At 63.3% G+C, this 19,189-nt stretch carries 18 protein-coding genes; 11 read left to right on the forward strand and 7 right to left on the reverse strand.

The annotated features are described in order from the left end of the window. The 5 genes from lptG (at nucleotide 1) to rsmA (ending at nucleotide 6,560) form a co-directional block, all read left to right on the forward strand. Nucleotides 1-1,083 carry an LPS export ABC transporter permease LptG gene (gene lptG, locus NKH36_RS13350; RefSeq protein WP_352962580.1) on the forward strand — a complete coding sequence of 361 codons (1,083 nt, stop codon included), beginning with the start codon at nucleotides 1-3 and terminating at the stop codon, nucleotides 1,081-1,083. Between the two features lie 128 nt (nucleotides 1,084-1,211). After that, nucleotides 1,212-3,500, forward strand: a complete 2,289-nt coding sequence (locus NKH36_RS13355; RefSeq protein WP_502912033.1) for an LPS-assembly protein LptD — start codon at nucleotides 1,212-1,214, stop codon at nucleotides 3,498-3,500. A gap of 234 nt (nucleotides 3,501-3,734) precedes the next feature. Then, the gene (locus NKH36_RS13360) at nucleotides 3,735-4,667 is read left to right on the forward strand and encodes a peptidylprolyl isomerase (RefSeq protein ID WP_352962586.1); all 933 of its coding nucleotides are present in this window, start codon (nucleotides 3,735-3,737) and stop codon (nucleotides 4,665-4,667) included. Then, nucleotides 4,664-5,698: a 4-hydroxythreonine-4-phosphate dehydrogenase PdxA gene (gene pdxA / locus NKH36_RS13365; protein WP_352962652.1), complete on the forward strand. Its 1,035-nt coding sequence runs from the start codon at nucleotides 4,664-4,666 to the stop codon at nucleotides 5,696-5,698. Before NKH36_RS13360 ends, pdxA begins: the two co-directional genes overlap by 4 nt. A gap of 22 nt (nucleotides 5,699-5,720) precedes the next feature. Continuing rightward, the gene (rsmA, locus tag NKH36_RS13370) at nucleotides 5,721-6,560 is read left to right on the forward strand and encodes a 16S rRNA (adenine(1518)-N(6)/adenine(1519)-N(6))-dimethyltransferase RsmA (protein ID WP_352962588.1); all 840 of its coding nucleotides are present in this window, start codon (nucleotides 5,721-5,723) and stop codon (nucleotides 6,558-6,560) included. A gap of 163 nt (nucleotides 6,561-6,723) precedes the next feature. Here the strand turns inward: rsmA and gmk are convergent, their stop codons facing one another. From gmk to fabD, 7 genes are all read right to left on the reverse strand, one after another. Continuing rightward, the gene (gene gmk, locus NKH36_RS13375) at nucleotides 6,724-7,398 is read right to left on the reverse strand and encodes a guanylate kinase (protein ID WP_167378860.1); all 675 of its coding nucleotides are present in this window, start codon (nucleotides 7,396-7,398) and stop codon (nucleotides 6,724-6,726) included. Between the two features lie 6 nt (nucleotides 7,399-7,404). Then, complete coding sequence (locus NKH36_RS13380) at nucleotides 7,405-8,295, reverse strand: YicC/YloC family endoribonuclease (protein ID WP_352962592.1); 891 nt, start codon at nucleotides 8,293-8,295, stop codon at nucleotides 7,405-7,407. 177 nt (nucleotides 8,296-8,472) lie between these two features. After that, nucleotides 8,473-9,711, reverse strand: coding sequence for an endolytic transglycosylase MltG (gene mltG / locus NKH36_RS13385; protein WP_352962595.1), 1,239 nt, complete (start codon nucleotides 9,709-9,711; stop codon nucleotides 8,473-8,475). A 102-nt stretch (nucleotides 9,712-9,813) separates the two neighbouring features. Then, nucleotides 9,814-11,076 (reverse strand): beta-ketoacyl-ACP synthase II, encoded by a 1,263-nt coding sequence (gene fabF / locus NKH36_RS13390; RefSeq protein ID WP_352962598.1) that lies wholly within the window; start codon nucleotides 11,074-11,076, stop codon nucleotides 9,814-9,816. A gap of 34 nt (nucleotides 11,077-11,110) precedes the next feature. After that, nucleotides 11,111-11,347: an acyl carrier protein gene (locus tag NKH36_RS13395; RefSeq protein ID WP_006203723.1), complete on the reverse strand. Its 237-nt coding sequence runs from the start codon at nucleotides 11,345-11,347 to the stop codon at nucleotides 11,111-11,113. A 189-nt stretch (nucleotides 11,348-11,536) separates the two neighbouring features. Further along, a complete protein-coding gene (fabG, locus tag NKH36_RS13400; RefSeq protein ID WP_352955456.1) occupies nucleotides 11,537-12,274 on the reverse strand; it encodes a 3-oxoacyl-[acyl-carrier-protein] reductase in 738 nt (245 codons plus the stop codon). A 60-nt stretch (nucleotides 12,275-12,334) separates the two neighbouring features. After that, the gene (fabD, locus tag NKH36_RS13405; RefSeq protein WP_352962600.1) at nucleotides 12,335-13,276 is read right to left on the reverse strand and encodes an ACP S-malonyltransferase; all 942 of its coding nucleotides are present in this window, start codon (nucleotides 13,274-13,276) and stop codon (nucleotides 12,335-12,337) included. Nucleotides 13,277-13,543: 267 nt separating this feature from the next. On the opposite strand from fabD, the gene NKH36_RS13410 reads away from it, so the two are divergent. The 6 genes from NKH36_RS13410 to NKH36_RS13435 all read left to right on the forward strand — a co-directional run bounded on the left by NKH36_RS13410 (nucleotide 13,544) and on the right by NKH36_RS13435 (nucleotide 19,186). Then, complete coding sequence (locus NKH36_RS13410) at nucleotides 13,544-15,469, forward strand: LTA synthase family protein (RefSeq protein ID WP_352962602.1); 1,926 nt, start codon at nucleotides 13,544-13,546, stop codon at nucleotides 15,467-15,469. Between the two features lie 303 nt (nucleotides 15,470-15,772). Further along, on the forward strand, nucleotides 15,773-16,267 hold the full coding sequence (gene rpsF, locus NKH36_RS13415; protein ID WP_029354402.1) for a 30S ribosomal protein S6: 495 nt from the start codon (nucleotides 15,773-15,775) through the stop codon (nucleotides 16,265-16,267). Then, nucleotides 16,267-16,515, forward strand: a complete 249-nt coding sequence (gene rpsR, locus NKH36_RS13420) for a 30S ribosomal protein S18 (protein ID WP_006203718.1) — start codon at nucleotides 16,267-16,269, stop codon at nucleotides 16,513-16,515. The genes rpsF and rpsR overlap by 1 nt, the downstream gene beginning before the upstream one ends. Before the next feature lie 211 nt (nucleotides 16,516-16,726). Beyond that, entirely contained in the window at nucleotides 16,727-17,311 is a 585-nt protein-coding gene (gene rplI, locus NKH36_RS13425) for a 50S ribosomal protein L9 (protein ID WP_352962605.1), read from the forward strand. Nucleotides 17,312-17,487: 176 nt separating this feature from the next. Continuing rightward, nucleotides 17,488-18,777 carry a cyclopropane fatty acid synthase gene (locus NKH36_RS13430; protein WP_352962607.1) on the forward strand — a complete coding sequence of 430 codons (1,290 nt, stop codon included), beginning with the start codon at nucleotides 17,488-17,490 and terminating at the stop codon, nucleotides 18,775-18,777. 85 nt (nucleotides 18,778-18,862) lie between these two features. Then, nucleotides 18,863-19,186 (forward strand): YnfA family protein, encoded by a 324-nt coding sequence (locus tag NKH36_RS13435; protein ID WP_091590534.1) that lies wholly within the window; start codon nucleotides 18,863-18,865, stop codon nucleotides 19,184-19,186. The last annotated feature ends 3 nt before the right edge of the window (nucleotides 19,187-19,189 follow it).

Here is a 19,189-nt window from a genome sequence, read left to right on the forward strand (position 1 = left end):
ATGGGCTGGACTCTGGGTAGATACTTCTTCTTCCGCTACGTGACGATCACCATCTGGTTCTTCATCGGCCTCCTGGCGCTTGTGTTCCTGATCGACTTCACCGAGCTTTCCGGCCGCACGACCGGCTTGCCGGGTTTCACCTACGGTACGGCGTTCGCCATTTCAGGGCTCAGAATGCCGATGATCATGCTGCAGACGGTGCCGTTCGTCGGCCTGTTCTCGGCAATGGCGACACTGGTCTCGCTCAATCGCAGGTATGAACTGGTTATCGCGCGTTCCGCCGGCGTGTCCGCATGGCAATTCCTGCTGCCGTGCTGCATCGGGGCGCTGCTGTTCGGCGTCTTGTCGGTCGGCGTCATCAATCCGATCGCCGCGCATGCGCTTTCCTGGTCCGAAAAAATCGAAACCCAGCTCCGCTCCGGCAAGTCGAACACCGTCTCGGCCGACGCCGAGCCCTGGATCCGGCAGAAGACCAGTTCCGGCGATACCATCATCGGCGCGCGCGCCATTCTCAATCAGGGCCTGGAGATGGCCGATGCCGTCTTCTTCGTCCTCAGCCCGCAAGGCGACATCGTCGAACGCAAGGACGCGGCGCACGCCTTTTTGCGGGATGGCTACTGGGAACTGCAGGACGTCAAGGTTTTCCGGGACGGCAACATCCAATCGGTGGCAAGCGACCGGGTGCCGACCAATCTCAAGCCAGAATTTGTGCAAGAGCGGCTGGCGCGCCCGGAAACCATCCCTTTCTACGATCTGCCCGGTAAGATCGAGGTTGCCCGCTCCTTTGGCCTCAAGGCAAATGCCTTTGCCATGCAGTTCGATTCGCTGGTGGCGTTGCCGTTCCTTCTCGTCGCAATGACGCTGATCGCCGCAACGGTGTCGATGCGATTTGCGAGGATGGGACAATCCGCGACGATGATTCTGGGTGGCGTCCTGGCCGGGTTTCTGCTTTATGTCGTGACAGTGCTGGTCAAGGCATTCGGCGTGGCGGGATTCGTACCCACAGTCGTGGCTGCATGGGTTCCGGTTGTCGTGGCTATGTTCTTCGGGGTGACTTTCTTGCTGTACAAGGAAGACGGCTAGTGAGGGGGGCGGTTTTGCGCATCCATAGGCAGGCCGGTTTGGCGCGCCTCTATGGGGCGAGCGCCTTGGCATGCCTGCTCGCTTGTGTCGTCCCGAATATCCCGGCTTTTGCCCAGGATATCAGCGACATGGCAGCCGACGTCCCCGCCGGCTCGCAAATGCTGCTGGCGGCAGATACGCTGGTCTATGACAACGACAACCAGACAGTGACGGCCGTCGGCGGCGTGCAGATCGATTATGGCGGCAACCGCCTCGTCGCCCAGCGGGTCGAATACAATCGCAACACAAAGCGGCTCGTCGCCAGCGGCAATGTCGAGGTCGTCAACAGCGACGGCACCAAGATCTATTCGCAGCACGTCGACATCACCGACGATTTCGCCGACGGATTCGTCAACGCGCTGCGTGTCGAAACCGTCGACAAGGCCTATTTCGCCGCCGAAAGCGCGGAACGCATGGGCGGCGTGCTGACGACGTTCCACAACGGCGTCTACACGGCCTGTGAGCCGTGCGAGGACAAACCCGACAAAGCGCCGACCTGGCGCATCAAGGCTAGAAAAATCATCTGGAACGGCGAGAAGAAGACGGTTCGCTTCGAGAATTCGAATTTCGAGTTCTTCGGCTTTCCGCTCGCCTATCTCCCAGCTTTCGAGATTGCCGACCCCACTGTCAAGCGCAAGAGCGGCTTCCTGATCCCCGGCATCGCCTACAAGAGCGATCTCGGCGTCGGCGTCAAAGTCCCCTATTATTTCGCACTCTCACCAACCTACGACCTCACCGTCACCGGCAGCGGCTACACCAAGCAGGGCTTTGTCGGCGAAGCCGAGTGGCGCCAGCGCTTCAACAACGGCCAGTACAGCCTGAAGATCGCCGGCATCCGGCAAGTGGATCCCGACGAGTTCATCGACAGCGACGGGCACAATGTCGATTCGGGTGCGGCCGGCGACCCGAACAAGTTCCGCGGCATGATGGGCACCAAGGGCCAGTTCGCCATCAATCCGCGCTGGGACTTCGGCTGGGATGTCCTGCTGCAGACCGACAAGAACTTCTCACGCACCTACGCCATCGAAGACTTCAACGACAGCGTGCATCACTCCTCGATCTACCTGACCGGCCTCAATGGCCGCAACTATTTCGACGTGCGCGCCATGCGCTTCGAGGTCCAGGAAGAGACGCTCTCTGATGATCCGACCGCGCGCGCCGGCAAGCAGCCCTGGGTGCTGCCCTCGCTCGACTACGCCTACATTCCCGACATGGCGGTGGGCGGCGGGCAGTTGTCGTTCAATGTCAACGCGCAGGCCATCAGCCGCGACAGGCTGGACAGGGTCCTTGCCGATCCGAACAACGCTGCGTCCGTCACCAGTGTACGCGGCATTGATGGCCAGTCGGGCCGTCTCACCGCCGAAGCGGAATGGAAGCGCACCTTCACCACCGATGGCGGGCTGCTGCTGACGCCGCTGCTGGCGCTGCGCGGCGACGCCGGCTATGTCAATGCCTCTTCGGGATCGCTCAATGCCATCAATCAGATGGCGTCTAACCTCGGCGTCGACGACGATATGCGATCGTCGCTCGCCCGGTTCATGGCGACCGCCGGGCTCGAAATGCGTTGGCCGGTGCTGTTCTCGTCGACCAGTTCCAGCCACGTCTTCGAGCCGATGGCGCAGGTGTTCGTGCGTCCGAACGAGCAATATGTCGGCGGCCTCGCTGTCCCCAATGAGGACGCGCAGAGCTTCGTCTTTGACGCCACGACATTGTTCGAGCGCGACAAATTCTCCGGTTACGACCGCCTGGAAGGCGGCACGCGCGCCAATGTCGGGCTGCGCTATTCCGGCGCCTATGACAATGGCTGGAGCACCAACGCGCTGTTCGGCCAATCCTACCAGCTTGACGGCCAGAACTCCTTCGCCGCGCCGGACCTGGTCAACGTCGGCGAAGATTCGGGCCTTGAGACCGCGACCTCCGATTATGTCGGCCTTGTCGGCTTCAACAGCCCCAGCGGGCTTTCCGGCTCGGTCAGCGGCCGCTTCGACGAGCAGAGCTTCGAGATTCGCCGCGCCGAGGTAAAGGCAGCCTATCCCGGTCTGCCGATTTCGTTCAGCGCCAAATACGCTTTCATCCAAGCGCAGCCACTCTATGGCTTCACGACCGATCGCCACGAGGTCACGCTCGGCGCCTCGACGCAACTTGCCGAGAACTGGCGTGTCTTCGGCACCGGCACCTACGATCTGGAGCAAAGTGTCCTGGTCAAGGACGGGGTCGGCTTTGCCTATAGCGATTCATGTTTCACCTACTTGATGACATTCTCGGAATCCCGCGACCTGAGCACCAAGGAAGTGTCGCAGAACATCGGTTTCAACCTGTCGTTCCGCACGCTCGGCGATTTCGGCTCGACACAAAGCTCCTTCAACGCTGTCCAGTAGCAGGCGCCTGGCCACATACGGGCGGCACGGGCGGCCGGCCAAACGCATCGGCCCGAAAATCGGAATTGATTTTCGGAAGGCACGATGCGTAGATTCAAAGTGTTAGAGCGTACCTTGTGCGTCCAAGTGGACGCACATCGCTCCTAACGACATCGTTTCGCCGCATAGGGCAGGCACGGATTCCAGCTCCCTCAAAATGGGATAGAATTGGGCCGGAACCGAGATAGAATTGGGATGCTTTCGATGAGGAAATACCTCTTTTCGGCAGGGTTCGCGCTGCTGGTGGCGGCGACCTCGGCCTCGATCACCATGATGACGCCGCCGGCTTTCGCCAGCCAGATCAAATACGTCGTCAACAACGTACCGATCACCACCGGCGACATCCAGCATCGGGCTGCCTTCCTGCGCCTGCAGCGCAAGAAAGGCGACGCCGCCGAGGAAATGATCGAGCAGACGCTGCGCGTCGCCGAAGCCAGGCGTCTCGGCATCCGCATCAGCGACGCCCAGGTCGACGCCGCCTATCAGCACTTTGCCACGACCAACAAGATGCAGCTCAAGCAACTCGACGGCGTCATGGCGCAGTCCGGCGTCGGCAAGGAGCATTTCAAGGAATTCATCCGCTCCCAAATGGCCTGGAACCAGGCGCTGACCGCGCGCCATCGCTCCGACAGCGGCGGCGCCATGAGCGAGCAGGACGTGGTCCGGCGCATGCTCGACAATGGCGGCACCAAGCCGACCGCCATGGAGTACATGCTGCAGCAGGTCATCTTCGTCGTGCCGGCGGCCGAGCGCAGCGCGACGCTGGCCAAGCGCAAACGCGAGGCCGACGCCATGCGCGCCCGCTTCAACAGCTGCAACACCTCGCGCGAATTTGCCAAGGGCCTGATCGACGTCACCGTTCGCGATCTCGGCCGGATATTGGCGCCGCAATTGCCGCCGGACTGGGCCGACCAGATCAAGGCCACCAAGGTCGGCGGCGCCACCCCCACGCGCGAAACAGACCGCGGCGTCGAGTTCATCGGCATCTGCTCGTCGCGCGAAGTGTCCGACGACAAGGCCGCCCAGATGGTATTCCAGAGCGAAGGCACGAGCGGCAAGGACGCCGACGAGCTCTCCAAGAGGTATGTCGAGGAGTTGCGGAAGAAAGCCCGCATCGTCGAGCGCTGAAGTCGCCAGAGGCAGGGCTTCCGCTGGCGCTGAGCGTCGGCGATCCATCCGGCGTCGGGCCGGAAATCGCCATTGCCGCCTGGCAGGCGCGCGACAGCGCCGGTGTGCCGCCCTTCTTTCTTATCGCCGATCCGGCGCTGATTGCCGCACGGGCGCGCCTGCTCGGCGCCGATGTGCCAATCACGGAGACAATGCCAGCCGAAGCGGCGCGCGTCTTTGCGCGCGCCCTGCCCGTCATGCCGCTTGTCGCCCGCTTCGTCGACGGCCCCGGACGGCCGGACCCAGCCAACGCCGCCGGCATCATCGAGGCCATCGACCGCGCTGTTGACGACTGCCTTGGCGGCCGCGCAGCGGCAGTCGTCACGTGTCCGATCGCCAAGAAGCCGCTCTACGATGCCGGCTTCCGTTTCCCCGGCCACACCGAATATCTGGCGCATCTGGCGACGCTCCACACCGGCGCACAAGCGATGCCGGTGATGATGCTTGCCGGTCCCGAGTTGCGCACGGTCCCGGTCACCATCCACATTGCGCTGTGCGAGGTGCCGAAAGCACTGACCACGGACTTGATCGTCGCGACCGCCCGTATAACCGCCGCCGACCTCGAACATCGCTTCGGCATCGCCAAGCCGCGGATTGCCATTGCGGGCCTCAATCCGCATGCCGGCGAAGGCGGCGCGATGGGCACCGAGGACGAGCACGTCATCCGCCCGGCGATCGACAGGCTGAGGGCTGAGGGCATCGACGCTTTCGGGCCGCTGCCGGCCGACACGCTGTTCCATGCCCGTGCCCGAGCCGGCTACGATGTGGCGCTGTGCATGTATCACGACCAGGCGCTGATCCCGGCCAAGGCGCTGGCGTTCGACGAGGCGGTCAACGTCACGCTCGGCCTACCCTTCATCCGCACCTCACCGGATCACGGCACGGCCTTCGATATCGCCGGCAAGGGCATAGCCCGGGCCGACAGCCTGATCGCGGCGCTAAGGCTCGCCCGCAGGCTTGCCGACACCGGGACGAAGGCTGCCGCCGCATGAGCCTTTGCATGAGAGCGGTCGCATGAGCATCGACGGGCTGCCGCCGTTGCGCGCGGTGATCGAACGCCATGGGCTGCAGGCTAAAAAGGCGCTCGGCCAGAATTTTCTGCTCGACCTCAACCTGACCGGCAAGATCGCGCGCGCCGCCGGCGATCTGACGGACGCCACGGTGATCGAGGTCGGTCCGGGTCCCGGCGGCCTGACTCGAACGCTGCTTTCCCACGGCGCTGGTCGGGTCATCGCCATCGAGCGCGACGAGCGCTGTCTGGCAGCGCTCGCGGAGGTGTCAGACCACTATCCGGGCCGGCTCGAGATTATTGCCGGCGATGCGCTGAAGACGGATTTTGCAGCGCTTGCCAAAGGGGCACACGGGGGCAATGGATCTGTGAGGATCGTCGCCAACCTGCCCTACAATATCGGCACCGAACTTTTGATACGATGGCTGACCGTTGCCGAGTGGCCACCCTTCTACGCATCGATGACGCTGATGTTCCAGCGCGAAGTGGCCGAGCGCATCGTCGCCCGCCCCGGCAGCGATGCCTATGGCCGGCTGGGCGTGCTGGCAGGCTGGCGGACGGAGGCAAAAATCGCTTTCGACGTGCCGCCGCAAGCGTTCACGCCGCCGCCCAAGGTGGTGTCGTCGGTGGTGCATCTGGTGCCGCGGGCAAGTCCCCTGCCCACCGAGATCAAGAAGCTCAGCCGCGTCACCGAGGCGGCCTTCGGCCAGCGCCGTAAAATGCTGCGGCAGAGCGTCAAGAGCCTCGGCGGCGAAGCCCTGCTCACCCGCGCTGGCATTGACCCGACGCGGCGCGCCGAAACGCTTGATATCGAAGAATTCGTGCGGCTGACCAACGCAGTGTAACTGCGCCGGCCCCTCCTTCTCTCCGTGTGGAGAAGGTGGCCAGCAAAGCTCGGCCGGATGAGGGGTGCTCCAGCTTGGCAAGGGCGCATTTCGTCCAACAGCCCTCTTCCATCTCGGCGCTATGCGCCGATCCCACAAGGGGAGAAGGTAGGGCGTCGCGCCCCTAATCCGTCTTCTCGTCGAGCAATCCCGAGACGAAATCGAACAGGCCGGGCCGGCGATCGCGTCTGAGCCGCTCGGCGGTGACAATGCCGCGCACTTCGGCGAAGGCGCGGTCGAGATCGTCGTTGATGATGACGAAATCATATTCCTTCCAGTGCTCGATCTCGTTGCGGGCGTTCTTCAGACGCGTCTCGATCACCGATTCCTGATCCTCGGCGCGGCGCTTCAGCCGCGCCTTCAATTCTTTCATCGAGGGCGGCAGGATGAAGATCGAGACGATGTCGGCGCGCATCTTCTCCTTGAGCTGCTGGGCGCCCTGCCAGTCGATGTCGAACAGCATGTCGCGGCCCTGTGCCAGCGCCAGTTCGGCCGGTTCACGCGGCGTCGCATAGCAATTGCCATGCACTTCGGCCCATTCGAGCAGTTCGTCGGAATCGCGCAGCCGCTCGAACTCACGCATGGTGCGGAAATGATAGTGGACGCCTTCGATCTCGCTGCCGCGGCGCGGCCGCGTGGTGACGGAGACCGACAGTTCGAGACTGGAATCGCTCTCCAGAAGATTGCGCGCGATCGTCGACTTGCCGGCGCCGGACGGCGACGACAGCACGAGCATCAAACCTCGGCGGCGAATGCGGGAACCCAAATCCCTGGCAACCATAGGCTCCTTGGCGACCATCAGGGGCTACTCCAGATTCTGGACCTGTTCGCGAAACTGGTCGACGACCGCCTTCAGCTCCAACCCTATGGCGGTGACCGCAGCGGTGTTCGACTTCGAACACAGCGTATTCGATTCGCGGTTGAATTCCTGCGCCAGAAAATCGAGGTTGCGGCCGATGGCGCCGCCGCCTGCCAGCAGCACCCGACCGGACGCCACATGCGTCTTCAGTCGGTCGATCTCCTCGCGGATGTCGGCCTTGGTAGCCAGGAACGCCGCTTCCATATGCAACCGGCTGGCGTCGAGATTGGCGGAGGCATCCATCAGCAGCCGAACCTGCTCGGCAATCCGTTCACGGATCACCGCCGGCTCGCGCGACGGATCGGCCTCGGCGCGCAGCGTCAGCGCCTCGATAGCGTCGATATGGCCGGACAGCAGCGAGCGCAGGGCGGCGCCCTCGCCCTGGCGTGCCTGCTCCAGCCCGCTCAGCGCCACTTCGAGCGCCGAGAGAATCGCGTTGTCGAGCGCCGCCCGCGCCTCTTCGGTTTCGGTGGTTTCGGGGATGTCGAGCACGCCGCGTAGCGAAAGCAGGCCGTCGGCTGTCGCAGGCGCTGCGCCGAACTGCTCCTGCAGCCGCTTGGCAAGCCCGGCCAGATCCCTCAAGAAGTCCTCGTTGACCACGGGCTGCACCTGCTGGCCGGCGGCGCGGCCGACGGTCAGCGTTGCCTGGAAATTGCCGCGCGCAAAGCGCTTTTGCACCGACCGCCTGACGGCCGGCTCCAGCCGCTCGAGGCCCTGCGGCAGCCGCAGCCTGACCTCGGCGCTCTTGCCGTTGACCGACTTGACCTCCCAGGCGATCGACGTGCCGTCATGTTCGGCGACGGCCCGTGCAAAACCGGTCATGCTCTGCAAATTCATGATGCCCTTGCTTCCCCCCTGGCGCATGACCCCGGAAGCGGTTCCGGGCCAGACCATGCGCGGCTTCAAATGACGGAGCGCCCTTCGCCGAATCGGACGCAAGACGCTCCTGATCACAAAATCAGCACGTCCCTGCCGTCAAACGAATCGGAGGGACGATCCCAGAACCGTCCGGCGCTACTGCGCCGCTCCCGCGTCGCCATCATCGCCGCCGTCCACCGGCGCATCGGTCTGACCTTCCACCTTGGCGGCGTCGGCCTTGGCAGCACCGGCTTTGGCGGCTTCATCGGCCAGCTTCTTCTGCAGCGCCCGGTAGCGGGCGACGTTCTCGTTGTGCTCGGGGAGCGTCGCGGCAAAGACGTGACCGCCGGTGCCGTCGGCGACGAAATAGAGGTCGTCGGTCTTCGACGGGTTGGCCACCGCCTCCAGCGCCGCGCGGCCGGGATTGGCGATCGGCGTCGGCGGCAGGCCATTGATCAGATAAGTGTTGTAGGGCGTCGGCTTCTTGATGTCCGACTGGTAGATCGGGCGGTCCGCGGGTTTGCCCTTGCCGCCGAACAGGCCGTAGATAATGGTCGGATCGGACTGCAGCCGCATGCCCTTGGCCAGCCGGTTGAGAAAGACGGCGGCGACCCGTGAGCGTTCGTCGCCCTTGCCCGTCTCCTTCTCGACGATCGAAGCCAGGATGACGAAGTCATCGACATTGGCCAGAGGCAGATCGGGGGCGCGCCGCTGCCAGACGTCCTCGACCAGCTTCTTCTGATCCGCCAACAGCTTGTCGACCATCTGCTGGCGTGTCGCGCCGCGGGTGAAACGCAGTGTGTCGGTAGCGAGGCTGCCCTCGGGTGGAATGGTCGCCGGCATATCGCCGTCGAGCGCTGCCTGATCGGCGATGCGCTGCAGCGCCTGCTCAACCGTCAGTCCCTCGGGGACGGTCAGCGAATACATCACCGACTTGCCGCTCTTCAGCAACTCCATGATGTCGCGCATGGAGGCCTGCGGCTTGATCTCGTATTCGCCGGCCTTCAGTGCCGAATCATTGCCAAAGGCACGCACGCCAAGGCGGAAGATGCGCGCGTCGCTGATCAGTCCGCGCCGCTCGAGCTGCTCTGCAATTTCCTGGACGCCGGTGTCCGGCTTGACCAGGAAGGTGTCGGCATTGGCGGACGGGCCGGGCTCGTTGAATTCCTGCTTGCCGAAATACAATGCAAAACCGGCCGCCAGAACCAACAGCATCACCAAGGAGATCACGAAGTTCATGAACACAACGAACTGGCTGCGCGAGGCGCGCGAGCGCTTGGGCGGCGGCGTGCCGGATTCAGGCCGCAATGCCTCGCTGGCCGTCTTCGGCACGATCGGACTCGACGGTGTGGACCGTTGCCCGAATTCCCCGTTGTCCGCCGCATTCGTGTTCATGGCGCCCTACCGTTTGGTCCTGCAACGAATCCCCTTGGGCAGAGTAGGGGCGAATATGGCAAAATTGACGGCACGCATACACCGTGCCGGCCGGCGGACCGGTCAGCCATTGTAGCGCTGGAAGACCAGCGAGGCGTTGGTGCCGCCGAAGCCGAAGGAATTGGACAGCGCCACGTCGATCTGGCGGGCGCGCGGCTTGTGCGGCACCAGGTCGATCGCCGTTTCGCGTTCCGGGTTGTCGAGATTGATGGTGGCCGGCGCGATGTTGTCGCGAATGGCGAGGATCGAAAAGATCGCCTCGACGGCGCCCGCCGCACCCAGAAGATGGCCTATCGACGACTTGGTCGACGACATCGATATTTTCGACGCGGCGTTGCCGACCAGCCGCTCGACGGCGCCGAGCTCGATCGTGTCGGCCATGGTCGAGGTGCCGTGCGCGTTGATGTAGTCGACGTCTGCGGGCGTCAGCTTGGCCCGGTTCAGCGCCGCAACCATGCAGCGGAAGGCGCCGTCGCCATCTTCGGCCGGCGCGGTGATGTGATAGGCATCGCCGGTCAGGCCGTAACCGGTGACCTCGGCATAGATCTTGGCGCCGCGCGCCTTGGCGTGTTCCAGCTCCTCCAGAACGACGACGCCGGCGCCCTCGCCCATGACAAAGCCGTCGCGGTCACGGTCATAGGGGCGCGAGGCCGTTTCCGGAGCGTCGTTGCGGTCGGTCGACAGCGCCCGGCAAGCGGCGAAACCGGCGATCGACAGCCGCGTCACCGGCGCTTCCGCGCCGCCTGCGACCATCACGTCGGCATCGCCCCACATGATCAGCCGAGCGGCATCGCCGATGGCATGCGCGCCGGTGGAGCAAGCGGTGACGACGGCATGGTTGGGGCCTTTCAGCCCATGCCGGATAGAAACCTGGCCGGAGACGAGATTGATGATCTGGCCGGGGATAAAGAACGGGCTGATGCGGCGCGGACCGCGCTCCTTCAGGATCATCGCGTTCTCGGCGATGCCTTCGATGCCGCCGATGCCGGAGCCGATCAGGACGCCGGTGGCGCACTGCTCCTCATGCGACTTCGGCGCCCATCCCGAATCCTTCAGCGCCTCGTCGGCGGCCGCGATCCCGTAGAGGATGAAGTCGCCGATCTTGCGCAGTTCCTTCGGCTCGAGAACGGCCTCGGGATTGAAGGTGGCGTTCTCACCATTGCCGCGGGGAATGACGTGGGCGACCTTGCAGGCAAGATCCTCCACCTCGAACTCGGTGATGCGCTTGGCTGCGCTGTGGCCGGTCAGAAGCTCCTTCCAGCCATGCTCAAAGCCCACGCCGAACGGCGAAAGCAGCCCAAGGCCCGTGACGACGACACGCCTCATCGCAGGTCCTCCTCGGTGATGACTGCAAATAGCGTCAGGCCGAAGCCTTATCGATGTACTTCACCGCATCGCCAACAGTCAGAATGGTTTCGGCCGCATCGTCTGGGATCTCGACGCCGAATTCCTCTTCGAACGCCATGACGAGTTCGACCGTGTCGAGACTGTCCGCGCCCAGATCATCAATGAAGCTCGCCTGCTCCGTCACCTTGTCGGCATCGACGCCAAGGTGCTCGATAACGATCTTCTTGACGCGCTCTGCGGTGTCACTCATTTGGGCATCCTCGTCTTTTGTTTGTCTGTCTTCGTTAGCGGGCAGAATGCCGCTAATCAAGCTGAAAGATGGTCCTGTCGGAAACGCAACGACACCGGACCGGTTTTTGCCCGAACCGCCGGGTTGCGGGCCGCATTACACGAAAATTGGCCTGGGTCCAAGGCGAAAACGGGTGTTTTCCCGCAACCGTCAAATCATTGCCATGCCGCCATTCACATGAATGGTCTGGCCGGTGACATAGGCAGCTTCGTTGGAAGCGAGGTAGGCGACGGCGGAAGCGACTTCGGCGCTGGTGCCCATGCGCCGTGTCGGGATCGCCGCCATGATCGCCTCTTTCTGCTTGTCGTTGAGCTTGTCGGTCATCGCCGACTCGATGAAGCCCGGGGCGACGCAGTTGACGGTGATGTTACGGGTGGCGATCTCCTGCGCCAGCGACTTGGAAAAGCCGATCATGCCGGCCTTGGAGGCGCAATAATTGGTCTGGCCGGGATTGCCGGTGACGCCAACCACAGAGGTGATGTTGATGATGCGGCCGTGCCGGCGCCGCATCATCGGATGGGTGAGTTCGCGGGTCAGCCGGAACACGGCGGTCAGATTGACCTCGAGCACCGTGTCCCAGTCGGCGTCCGCCATGCGCACGAACAGCCCGTCCTTGGTGATGCCGGCGTTGTTGACTAGAATGTCGACGCCTTCGAGATCGGCCTCGACCTTCTGGCCAAGCGCCTTGACCTCGTCGCGATTGGAAAGGTTCGCCGGGAACAGCTTGACCCGGTCGCCGAGCTCGGCGGCCAGCGTCTCCAGCTTTTCGACGCGGGTGCCGTGGAGGCCGACGATGGCGCCCTGCGCATGCAGCACCCGGGCGATCGCCTCGCCGATGCCTCCCGATGCGCCCGTGACGAGCGCCTTGCGGCCGGTCAATTCGAACATGTCTTATCTCCTGATCTTAAGAGAACACCCTTCACACGGGCGGGGTCAAATCTCGGTTGGTTATGCGAGCGCCACCAATGCCGCCTCGACATCCGCCGGCGTGCCGGCAGCGCCGGTGGCGATATCGCGGTTGATGCGCCGCGCCAGTCCCGACAGCACCTTGCCGGCGCCCACCTCGTAAAGTGTCGCAACGCCATTCGCGCCGAACCACTCCACCGTTTCGCGCCAGCGCACGCGGCCGGTCACCTGTTCGACTAGGCGGCGGGCGATTGCGTCCGGATCGCTGGACGGGGTGACCGACACGTTGGAGACCACCGGCACGACGGGCGCGTTCTTCGTGACTTCGGCCAGTGCCTCGCGCATGATCTCGGCCGCCGGTGCCATCAGCGCCGAATGGAAAGGCGCCGAAACCTGCAGCATCAGCGCCCGCTTGGCGCCCTTTTCCGTGCACAGTCTCGCCCCCAGTTCGACCGCTGCCCTGGCGCCGGAGATCACCAGTTGGCCACCGCCATTGTCGTTGGCGATCTGGCAAACTGAACCTTTGGCCGCTTCAGCGCAGGCGGCTTCGACATCGGCCTGTTCCAGCCCGATGATCGCCGCCATGGCGCCTTCGCCGGCCGGCACAGCCGCCTGCATGGCATTGCCGCGGATACGCAGGAGCCGGGCGGCATCGGCGACCGAAACAAAACCGGTGGCGGCAAGTGCCGAATATTCGCCGAGCGAATGGCCGGCGACATAGGCGACCTTGTCCTTCAGCGAGAAGCCGCGCGATTCCAGCGCCCGGATCGCGGCGAGCGACACAGCCATCAGCGCCGGCTGGGCATTGGCGGTCAGCGTCAGTCTCTCTTCCGGCCCTTCCCAGATCAGCTTCGACAGGTTTTCGCCGAGCGCGTCGTCGACCTCTTCGAATATCTTCCGCGATTCTGGAAAGGCGTCGGCGAGGTCCTTGCCCATGCCGACAGCCTGGCTGCCCTGTCCCGGAAAGGTGAATGCGACGGCCATGTGTGGCTCCCAAGCGGCTGATTTTTCCTGCCTGTGACGCAAGGCGGGCGGGCAAGTCAAGTCCGCCATCAGCCCGACCCGGGCCGCTCCGGCTCGGTATCGCTGGCCCAGTACCTGTTCCAAAAGGCTTTTTATCGATCACTCATGATGAAAACCGCTCACGATTCATTTGCTGGCTCTTCTTATTTCAGCCACAGGCGCTAGCTTTTCGTGACATATCGATGACAGCTCAATGACACTTTTGTGTATGGTCGGGGGAATTGTAAGGTGGCAAGGACTAGGAAAGGCGTTGGCAAAGCCGCGCCACAGTTTCTGGAAGGCGATCCGGCCACCGGCTATCTGCCGGGCCGGAAAGGGCCCGTTATCCGCTATGGCCTCGTCAGCCTTCTCGCCGCCACCATCCTGGTTTTTGCGATCGAACTGATCGTGCGCGGCGACTTTGCCGGAACCGTCGCCTTCTTCCTGCAGCCCTTCAAGCCGGGCTGGACCACCATCATCATCTTCGCGCTGATCCTGGTCGGCCTCGACGCCGTGCTCGGCCGCAGCCACCAGAGCCTGATGATCGTCGCGCCGCTGACCCTGGCGCTGGCCTTTGTCGGCCATCAGAAATCGCTCTATCTCGGCGATCCGCTCTATCCGACCGATTTCCTCTATTCACGCCAGATCGTGGCGCTGATGCCGCTTCTGGTGCGCGAACGCCCGGGAACCGCCCTCGCCTTGGCGGTCGGCATCGTCGGTGGGCTGTCGCTGCTCGTTTATGGCTGGCGGCAGTGGCACCGCCGGGTACCGGTGCTCAGCCGCAAGGGGCGCCTTGCCCGGCTGACGCTGACCGTACCGCTGCTCGCCTTCTTCGTCTCAATCATGGATTATGCAACCTTCTCGTGGACGCGTGACCGGCTGCAGATCATCCCGATCATGTGGGACCAGAAGGAAAACTACGCCTCCAACGGCTTCGCGCTCGCCTTCGCGCTCAACGTGCCGATGGCCCATGTCTCGGCCCCTGCCGGTTATTCCGACAAGTCGATCGCGGCAATCGACAGGCCTGATGTGACGGCCTCGGTGCCGGCCGAGAAGCCCGACATTATCATCGTCATGAGCGAATCCTTCTGGGATCCGACCGAGCTGCCCGGCGTCACCATCACGCCCGATCCGATTCCCAACGTGCGGGCGCTGCGCTCGGGCTACATGTTTTCCCCCGAATTCGGCGGCATGACCGCCAATGTCGAATTCGAGGCGCTGACCGGCTTTTCCAACGCCTTCCTGCCGGCCGGCAGTATCCCCTACCAGCAATATGTCCGCGCGCCGGTGCCGTCGATGGCGACGTTCCTGAAGAGCCAGGGCTATGAGACGCGCGCTATCCATCCCGGCACGAGCTGGTTCTGGAACCGCACGCCGGTCTATGCGGATTTCGGCTTCGACGACTTCAAGTCGGAAGAAAATATGCCATATCTCGAAAAGCGCGGGCCGCTGGCTTCGGACGCGGCGATGACCGACGAGATCATCCGCGAGGCGGATGCCACCGACGATCCGCTCTTCTTCTTCGCCGTCAGCCTGCAGAATCACGGACCCTACGAGCCGAATCGCTACTACAATCCGACCCACAAGGTGCAGGCGCCGACCAGCCAGTGGGCAAAGGATTCGCTACTGAGCTTCACAGAGGGTGCATCCGACGCCGACAAGGGCCTCGAGCGCCTTGTCGAATGGGCGAAGAACCGCCAGCGGCCGACGGTCATCGCCTTTTTCGGCGACCATCTGCCGCCGCTCGGCCCGGTCTATGTCGAGACCGGCTTCCTCAAGGATAATGTCGCGCCGCGCAAAGAGCCGCCTGACCAGATGCTGCTGCATCACCAGACGCCGCTGATCGTATGGTCGAACCGCACCGGGCCGGCCGCGGACATAGGCGCGGTGAGTCCGGCTTTCCTGCCCTACCATATCCTGACCACGGCCGGGATCAGCCATCCCTATTACACCGGCTTCCTCGGCCAGATGCGCGAGCGCTACAGCGTGGTAGATCGTAATTTGCTGATGACGCCGACGGGCGAGGACACGCCCGACTGGGCGCGGCAGAAGAAGATCGATCCGGCCATTCGCGATTTCCGTCTGCTGCAATACGACATGATGTTCGGCAAGCGCCATGCGGCGCCCGATTTCTTCCCGGAAACGGTGAACAAGCGCGTCCCGCATACAAGCTGAAGACGCCGCGACATGTCGTCCTTGGACCGGCGAGTTTTCGGCTCGCCCTTGCCTTGCGGCCAAATTCCTGTATAGACGCCCGCAATCTGCCGGTCCTTGCTGGGGGCTGAACGGAGGGCCGGAGGTTTTTTTCGAAACCTTCGTGTGGAGCCAGAAGCGCTTCCGCCTCCCGTGTCTCCGCTCTCGACCGTCTCGTCATGCTCCTTTCTTCCCCGCCCACTTCTAGGAATCGGCCGGTCAGAGAAGTTGCAGAGGCTTTTGCCGCGGGAACCGGGGGAGAAACGAAGAAAGGCAAAGAACAATATGGCTCTTTACGAACATGTGTTTCTTGCCCGGCAGGACCTCTCGCAGCAGCAGGTCGATGCGCTTGTCGAACAGTACAAGGGCGTCATCTCCGCGAATGGCGGGTCCGTCGGCCGGGTCGAGAACTGGGGACTGAAGTCCCTCACATACCGGGTCAACAAGAACCGGAAGGCATACTATACGCTGATGGACATCACCTGCCCGCCGGCCGCGCTCAACGAGATGGAGCGCCAGATGGGCCTGTCCGAGGATGTGCTGCGTTTCCTCACCATCAAGGTCGATGCGCATGAGGAAGGCCCGTCGGCGATGATGCAGAAGCGCGAAGAGCGCTCGGAACGCGGCGGCTTCGGCGACCGTGACCGTGGCCCGCGCTCGTTCGGCGACCGTGATCGCGGCGACCGTGGCGATCGCCCGCCGCGCAGCTTCGGTGGCGATGCCGGTGCAGACCGTGGTCCGCGCCGTCCGCGCGAAGGTGTTGAAGGGGGTGCAGAATAATGGTCGACATCAACCAGATCCCGACCCGGCGCCCGTTCCATCGCCGCCGCAAGACCTGCCCGTTCTCCGGCGCGAACGCGCCTAAGATCGACTACAAGGACGTACGTCTTCTGCAGCGCTACATTTCCGAGCGCGGCAAGATCGTGCCGTCGCGCATCACCGCCGTCAGCCAGAAGAAGCAGCGCGAACTCGCCAAGGCGATCAAGCGCGCCCGCTTCCTCGGCCTGCTGCCCTACGTGGTTCGCTAACGCTCTTTCAGCGGGCGGTTCGCCGTCCGCTTTTCCCACGGCGACGGGCGCCGCAGGGTTGCCATCAAATCCCGGGTTGAGGTGAAGACCTCTAACTGCCGCGACAGGCAGGACAGCGACATAGGGGGCGACGCCCTCAGCTTCCTGACCTGTTCCAGACAACTCGGCGTCGATGCCAGTGATTTGGCGCCCAAGCGAAGGAACAAAAACCATGGATGTCATTCTTCTCGAACGCGTTTCCCGCCTCGGCCAAATGGGCGATACCGTCAAGGTCAAGGATGGATTCGCCCGCAACTTCCTGCTGCCGCAGGGCAAGGCGCTGCGCGCCAACGAAGCCAACAAGAAGAAATTCGAAGGTCAGCGCGCCCAGCTCGAAGCCCGCAACCTCGAGCGCAAGTCCGAGGCCATGCAGATTTCGGAAAAGCTCGACGGCAAGAGCTTCATCGCCGTGCGTTCGGCCGGCGAAACCGGCCAGCTCTACGGCTCGGTGTCGACCCGCGACATCGCAGAGCTTTTGATGGCGGAAGGCTTTTCGGTCAACCGCAACCAGATCCTGCTCAACCAGCCGATCAAGACCATCGGCCTCACCAATGTCGCGATCGCGCTGCATCCGGAAGTCGAGGTCACTATTACGCTCAACATCGCCCGTACGGCCGACGAAGCCGAGCGCCAGGCCAAGGGCGAGACGCTGACCACCGCCGAAGCCATCTATGGCGAAGACATCAATGACAATGCCCGCCCGGACAACTTCTTCGACCCCAATGCCGAGTTCGAAGGCGGCGAAGACAACGGCTGATTGCACGTCACAAGGCGTTGAGAGCGGCGCTTCAAAACGTTTCGTCGGCTTCCAGTCATTTCTGGACCAATGCCCGGGCCCCTAGCCTGCGCATTTTGTGCCAAAAGGAACTTTCCGAACCCCTATATGTTGAGGCAGAGTAGGACAGCGTGTCTGACCGAGAGGGGACATTGGTCATGAATATTCTGCTGAAACGCATTCTCGACCGCCTAGTGCGCACCGGCAATCTCAAAGTCACCGGGCCGAAAGGCCTCTCGGTGATTTTCGGCGACGGCAGCGGCGAGCCGGTGCACATGCACATAAAGACGGCGCATGCCGAGCGCGCCATCACCTTCGATCCAATGCTTGCGGTGCCGGAAGCCTATATGGACGGTGAACTCGACATACTCGAGGGCGGCGTGCTGGGGGTGATGCGCATCGCCTTCCAGAACATGGGTAGCGGCGGCATCGACGCCACCTGGTCGAAGGCGATCGAGGGTCTGCGCCATGCTTTTCGCCGCCTGCAGCAGATCAACACGGCGGCGCGCGCGCGCCGCAACGTGCAGCGCCACTATGATCTGTCGGGCGACCTCTACCGGCTCTTCCTCGACGATGACATGCAGTATTCCTGCGCCTATTTCGAGCAACCGGACATGACGCTCGATGAGGCCCAGGCCGCAAAGAAGCGCCACATCGCCGCCAAGCTCAGGCTAAAGGCCGGCCAGACGGTGCTCGACATCGGCTCCGGCTGGGGCGGGCTCAGCCTCTATCTCGCCAAGTCCTTCGACCTGGACGTGCAAGGTGTGACGTTGTCGACCGAGCAGCACGGCGTCGCCACCGACCGCGCCAATGCGCAAGGCCTGGAAAACCGCGTGCATTTCGAAGTGAGGGATTATCGCGAGCTCAACGAGCGCTTCGACCGCATCGTCTCGGTCGGCATGTTTGAGCATGTCGGCGTCAACCACTACCGCACCTTCTTCGACAAATCGGCGACGCTTTTGAAGCCGGACGGCGTCATGCTGCTGCACACGATCGGCCGCTCCGGCGCGCCGTGGGCAACCAGCGCCTTCATCCGCAAATACATCTTTCCCGGCGGCTACATACCCTCGCTCTCTGAAGTAATGCCTGCGATCGAAAAGTCGGGTCTTATCGTCACCGACATCGAAATCCTGCGGCTACATTACGCCGAGACACTGAAGCATTGGAGCGCGCGCTTCGCCGCCAACCGCGACAAGGCCAAAACGATTTATGACGAACGGTTCTGCCGTATGTGGGAGTTCTATCTGGCAGCTTCGGAAGCTGCCTTCCGCTGGCAGGATCTGGTGGTCTTCCAAATCCAGATTGCCAAGAAGAACGACACGCTGCCGATGTCTCGCGACTATATGGCCACATGCGAGAAGGCGTTGCAGATGCGCGACATGGGGCATCGCCAAAAAGCCCCTGCCGCCAAGCCTGCGCGGCGCCGCAAGGTAGCGGATAGGGAATAGACTGCCGGCGATCACACTATTGCCGCTTGCCATTGCCGGCTCGCACGCTGAAAAAGGTCTCGTCGTCGCCGCGAGACCTTTTTTCATGACCTATCTCATCTACATCGTTGCTGCCCTTGCCGAGATCGCCGGCTGCTTTTCGATCTGGGCGTGGTGGCGGCTGGAAAAATCGCCGCTGTGGCTGGCGCCGGGCCTGGTTTCGCTCGCTTTGTTCGGCTTCCTGCTGGCGCTGGTAGACATCAGCGCGGCGGGCCGTGCCTATGCTGCCTATGGCGGCATTTACATCGCCGCCTCGCTCGGATGGCTGTGGCTGGTGGAAGGCGTGCGCCCCGACCGCTGGGACCTTGCCGGTTCCGCGCTCTGCATCGTTGGCGCCTCGGTCATCCTGCTCGCACCTCGGGGTGCCTGAGCC

Source organism: Mesorhizobium sp. M1312, from assembly GCF_040318115.1.
In the GTDB taxonomy this organism is placed as follows: Bacteria; Pseudomonadota; Alphaproteobacteria; order Rhizobiales; family Rhizobiaceae; genus Mesorhizobium.

Coding starts and splice junctions, on each gene's coding strand:
- lptG (WP_352962580.1), top strand. CDS start 1: ATGGGCTGGACTCTGGGTAGATACTTCTTCTTCCGCTACGTGACGATC.
- NKH36_RS13355 (WP_502912033.1), top strand. CDS start 1,212: ATGGCAGCCGACGTCCCCGCCGGCTCGCAAATGCTGCTGGCGGCAGAT.
- NKH36_RS13360 (WP_352962586.1), top strand. CDS start 3,735: ATGCTTTCGATGAGGAAATACCTCTTTTCGGCAGGGTTCGCGCTGCTG.
- rsmA (WP_352962588.1), top strand. CDS start 5,721: ATGAGCATCGACGGGCTGCCGCCGTTGCGCGCGGTGATCGAACGCCAT.
- gmk (WP_167378860.1), bottom strand. CDS start 7,398: ATGGTCGCCAAGGAGCCTATGGTTGCCAGGGATTTGGGTTCCCGCATT.
- NKH36_RS13380 (WP_352962592.1), bottom strand. CDS start 8,295: ATGAATTTGCAGAGCATGACCGGTTTTGCACGGGCCGTCGCCGAACAT.
- mltG (WP_352962595.1), bottom strand. CDS start 9,711: ATGAACACGAATGCGGCGGACAACGGGGAATTCGGGCAACGGTCCACA.
- fabF (WP_352962598.1), bottom strand. CDS start 11,076: ATGAGGCGTGTCGTCGTCACGGGCCTTGGGCTGCTTTCGCCGTTCGGC.
- NKH36_RS13395 (WP_006203723.1), bottom strand. CDS start 11,347: ATGAGTGACACCGCAGAGCGCGTCAAGAAGATCGTTATCGAGCACCTT.
- fabG (WP_352955456.1), bottom strand. CDS start 12,274: ATGTTCGAATTGACCGGCCGCAAGGCGCTCGTCACGGGCGCATCGGGA.
- fabD (WP_352962600.1), bottom strand. CDS start 13,276: ATGGCCGTCGCATTCACCTTTCCGGGACAGGGCAGCCAGGCTGTCGGC.
- rpsF (WP_029354402.1), top strand. CDS start 15,773: ATGGCTCTTTACGAACATGTGTTTCTTGCCCGGCAGGACCTCTCGCAG.
- rpsR (WP_006203718.1), top strand. CDS start 16,267: ATGGTCGACATCAACCAGATCCCGACCCGGCGCCCGTTCCATCGCCGC.
- rplI (WP_352962605.1), top strand. CDS start 16,727: ATGGATGTCATTCTTCTCGAACGCGTTTCCCGCCTCGGCCAAATGGGC.
- NKH36_RS13430 (WP_352962607.1), top strand. CDS start 17,488: ATGAATATTCTGCTGAAACGCATTCTCGACCGCCTAGTGCGCACCGGC.
- NKH36_RS13435 (WP_091590534.1), top strand. CDS start 18,863: ATGACCTATCTCATCTACATCGTTGCTGCCCTTGCCGAGATCGCCGGC.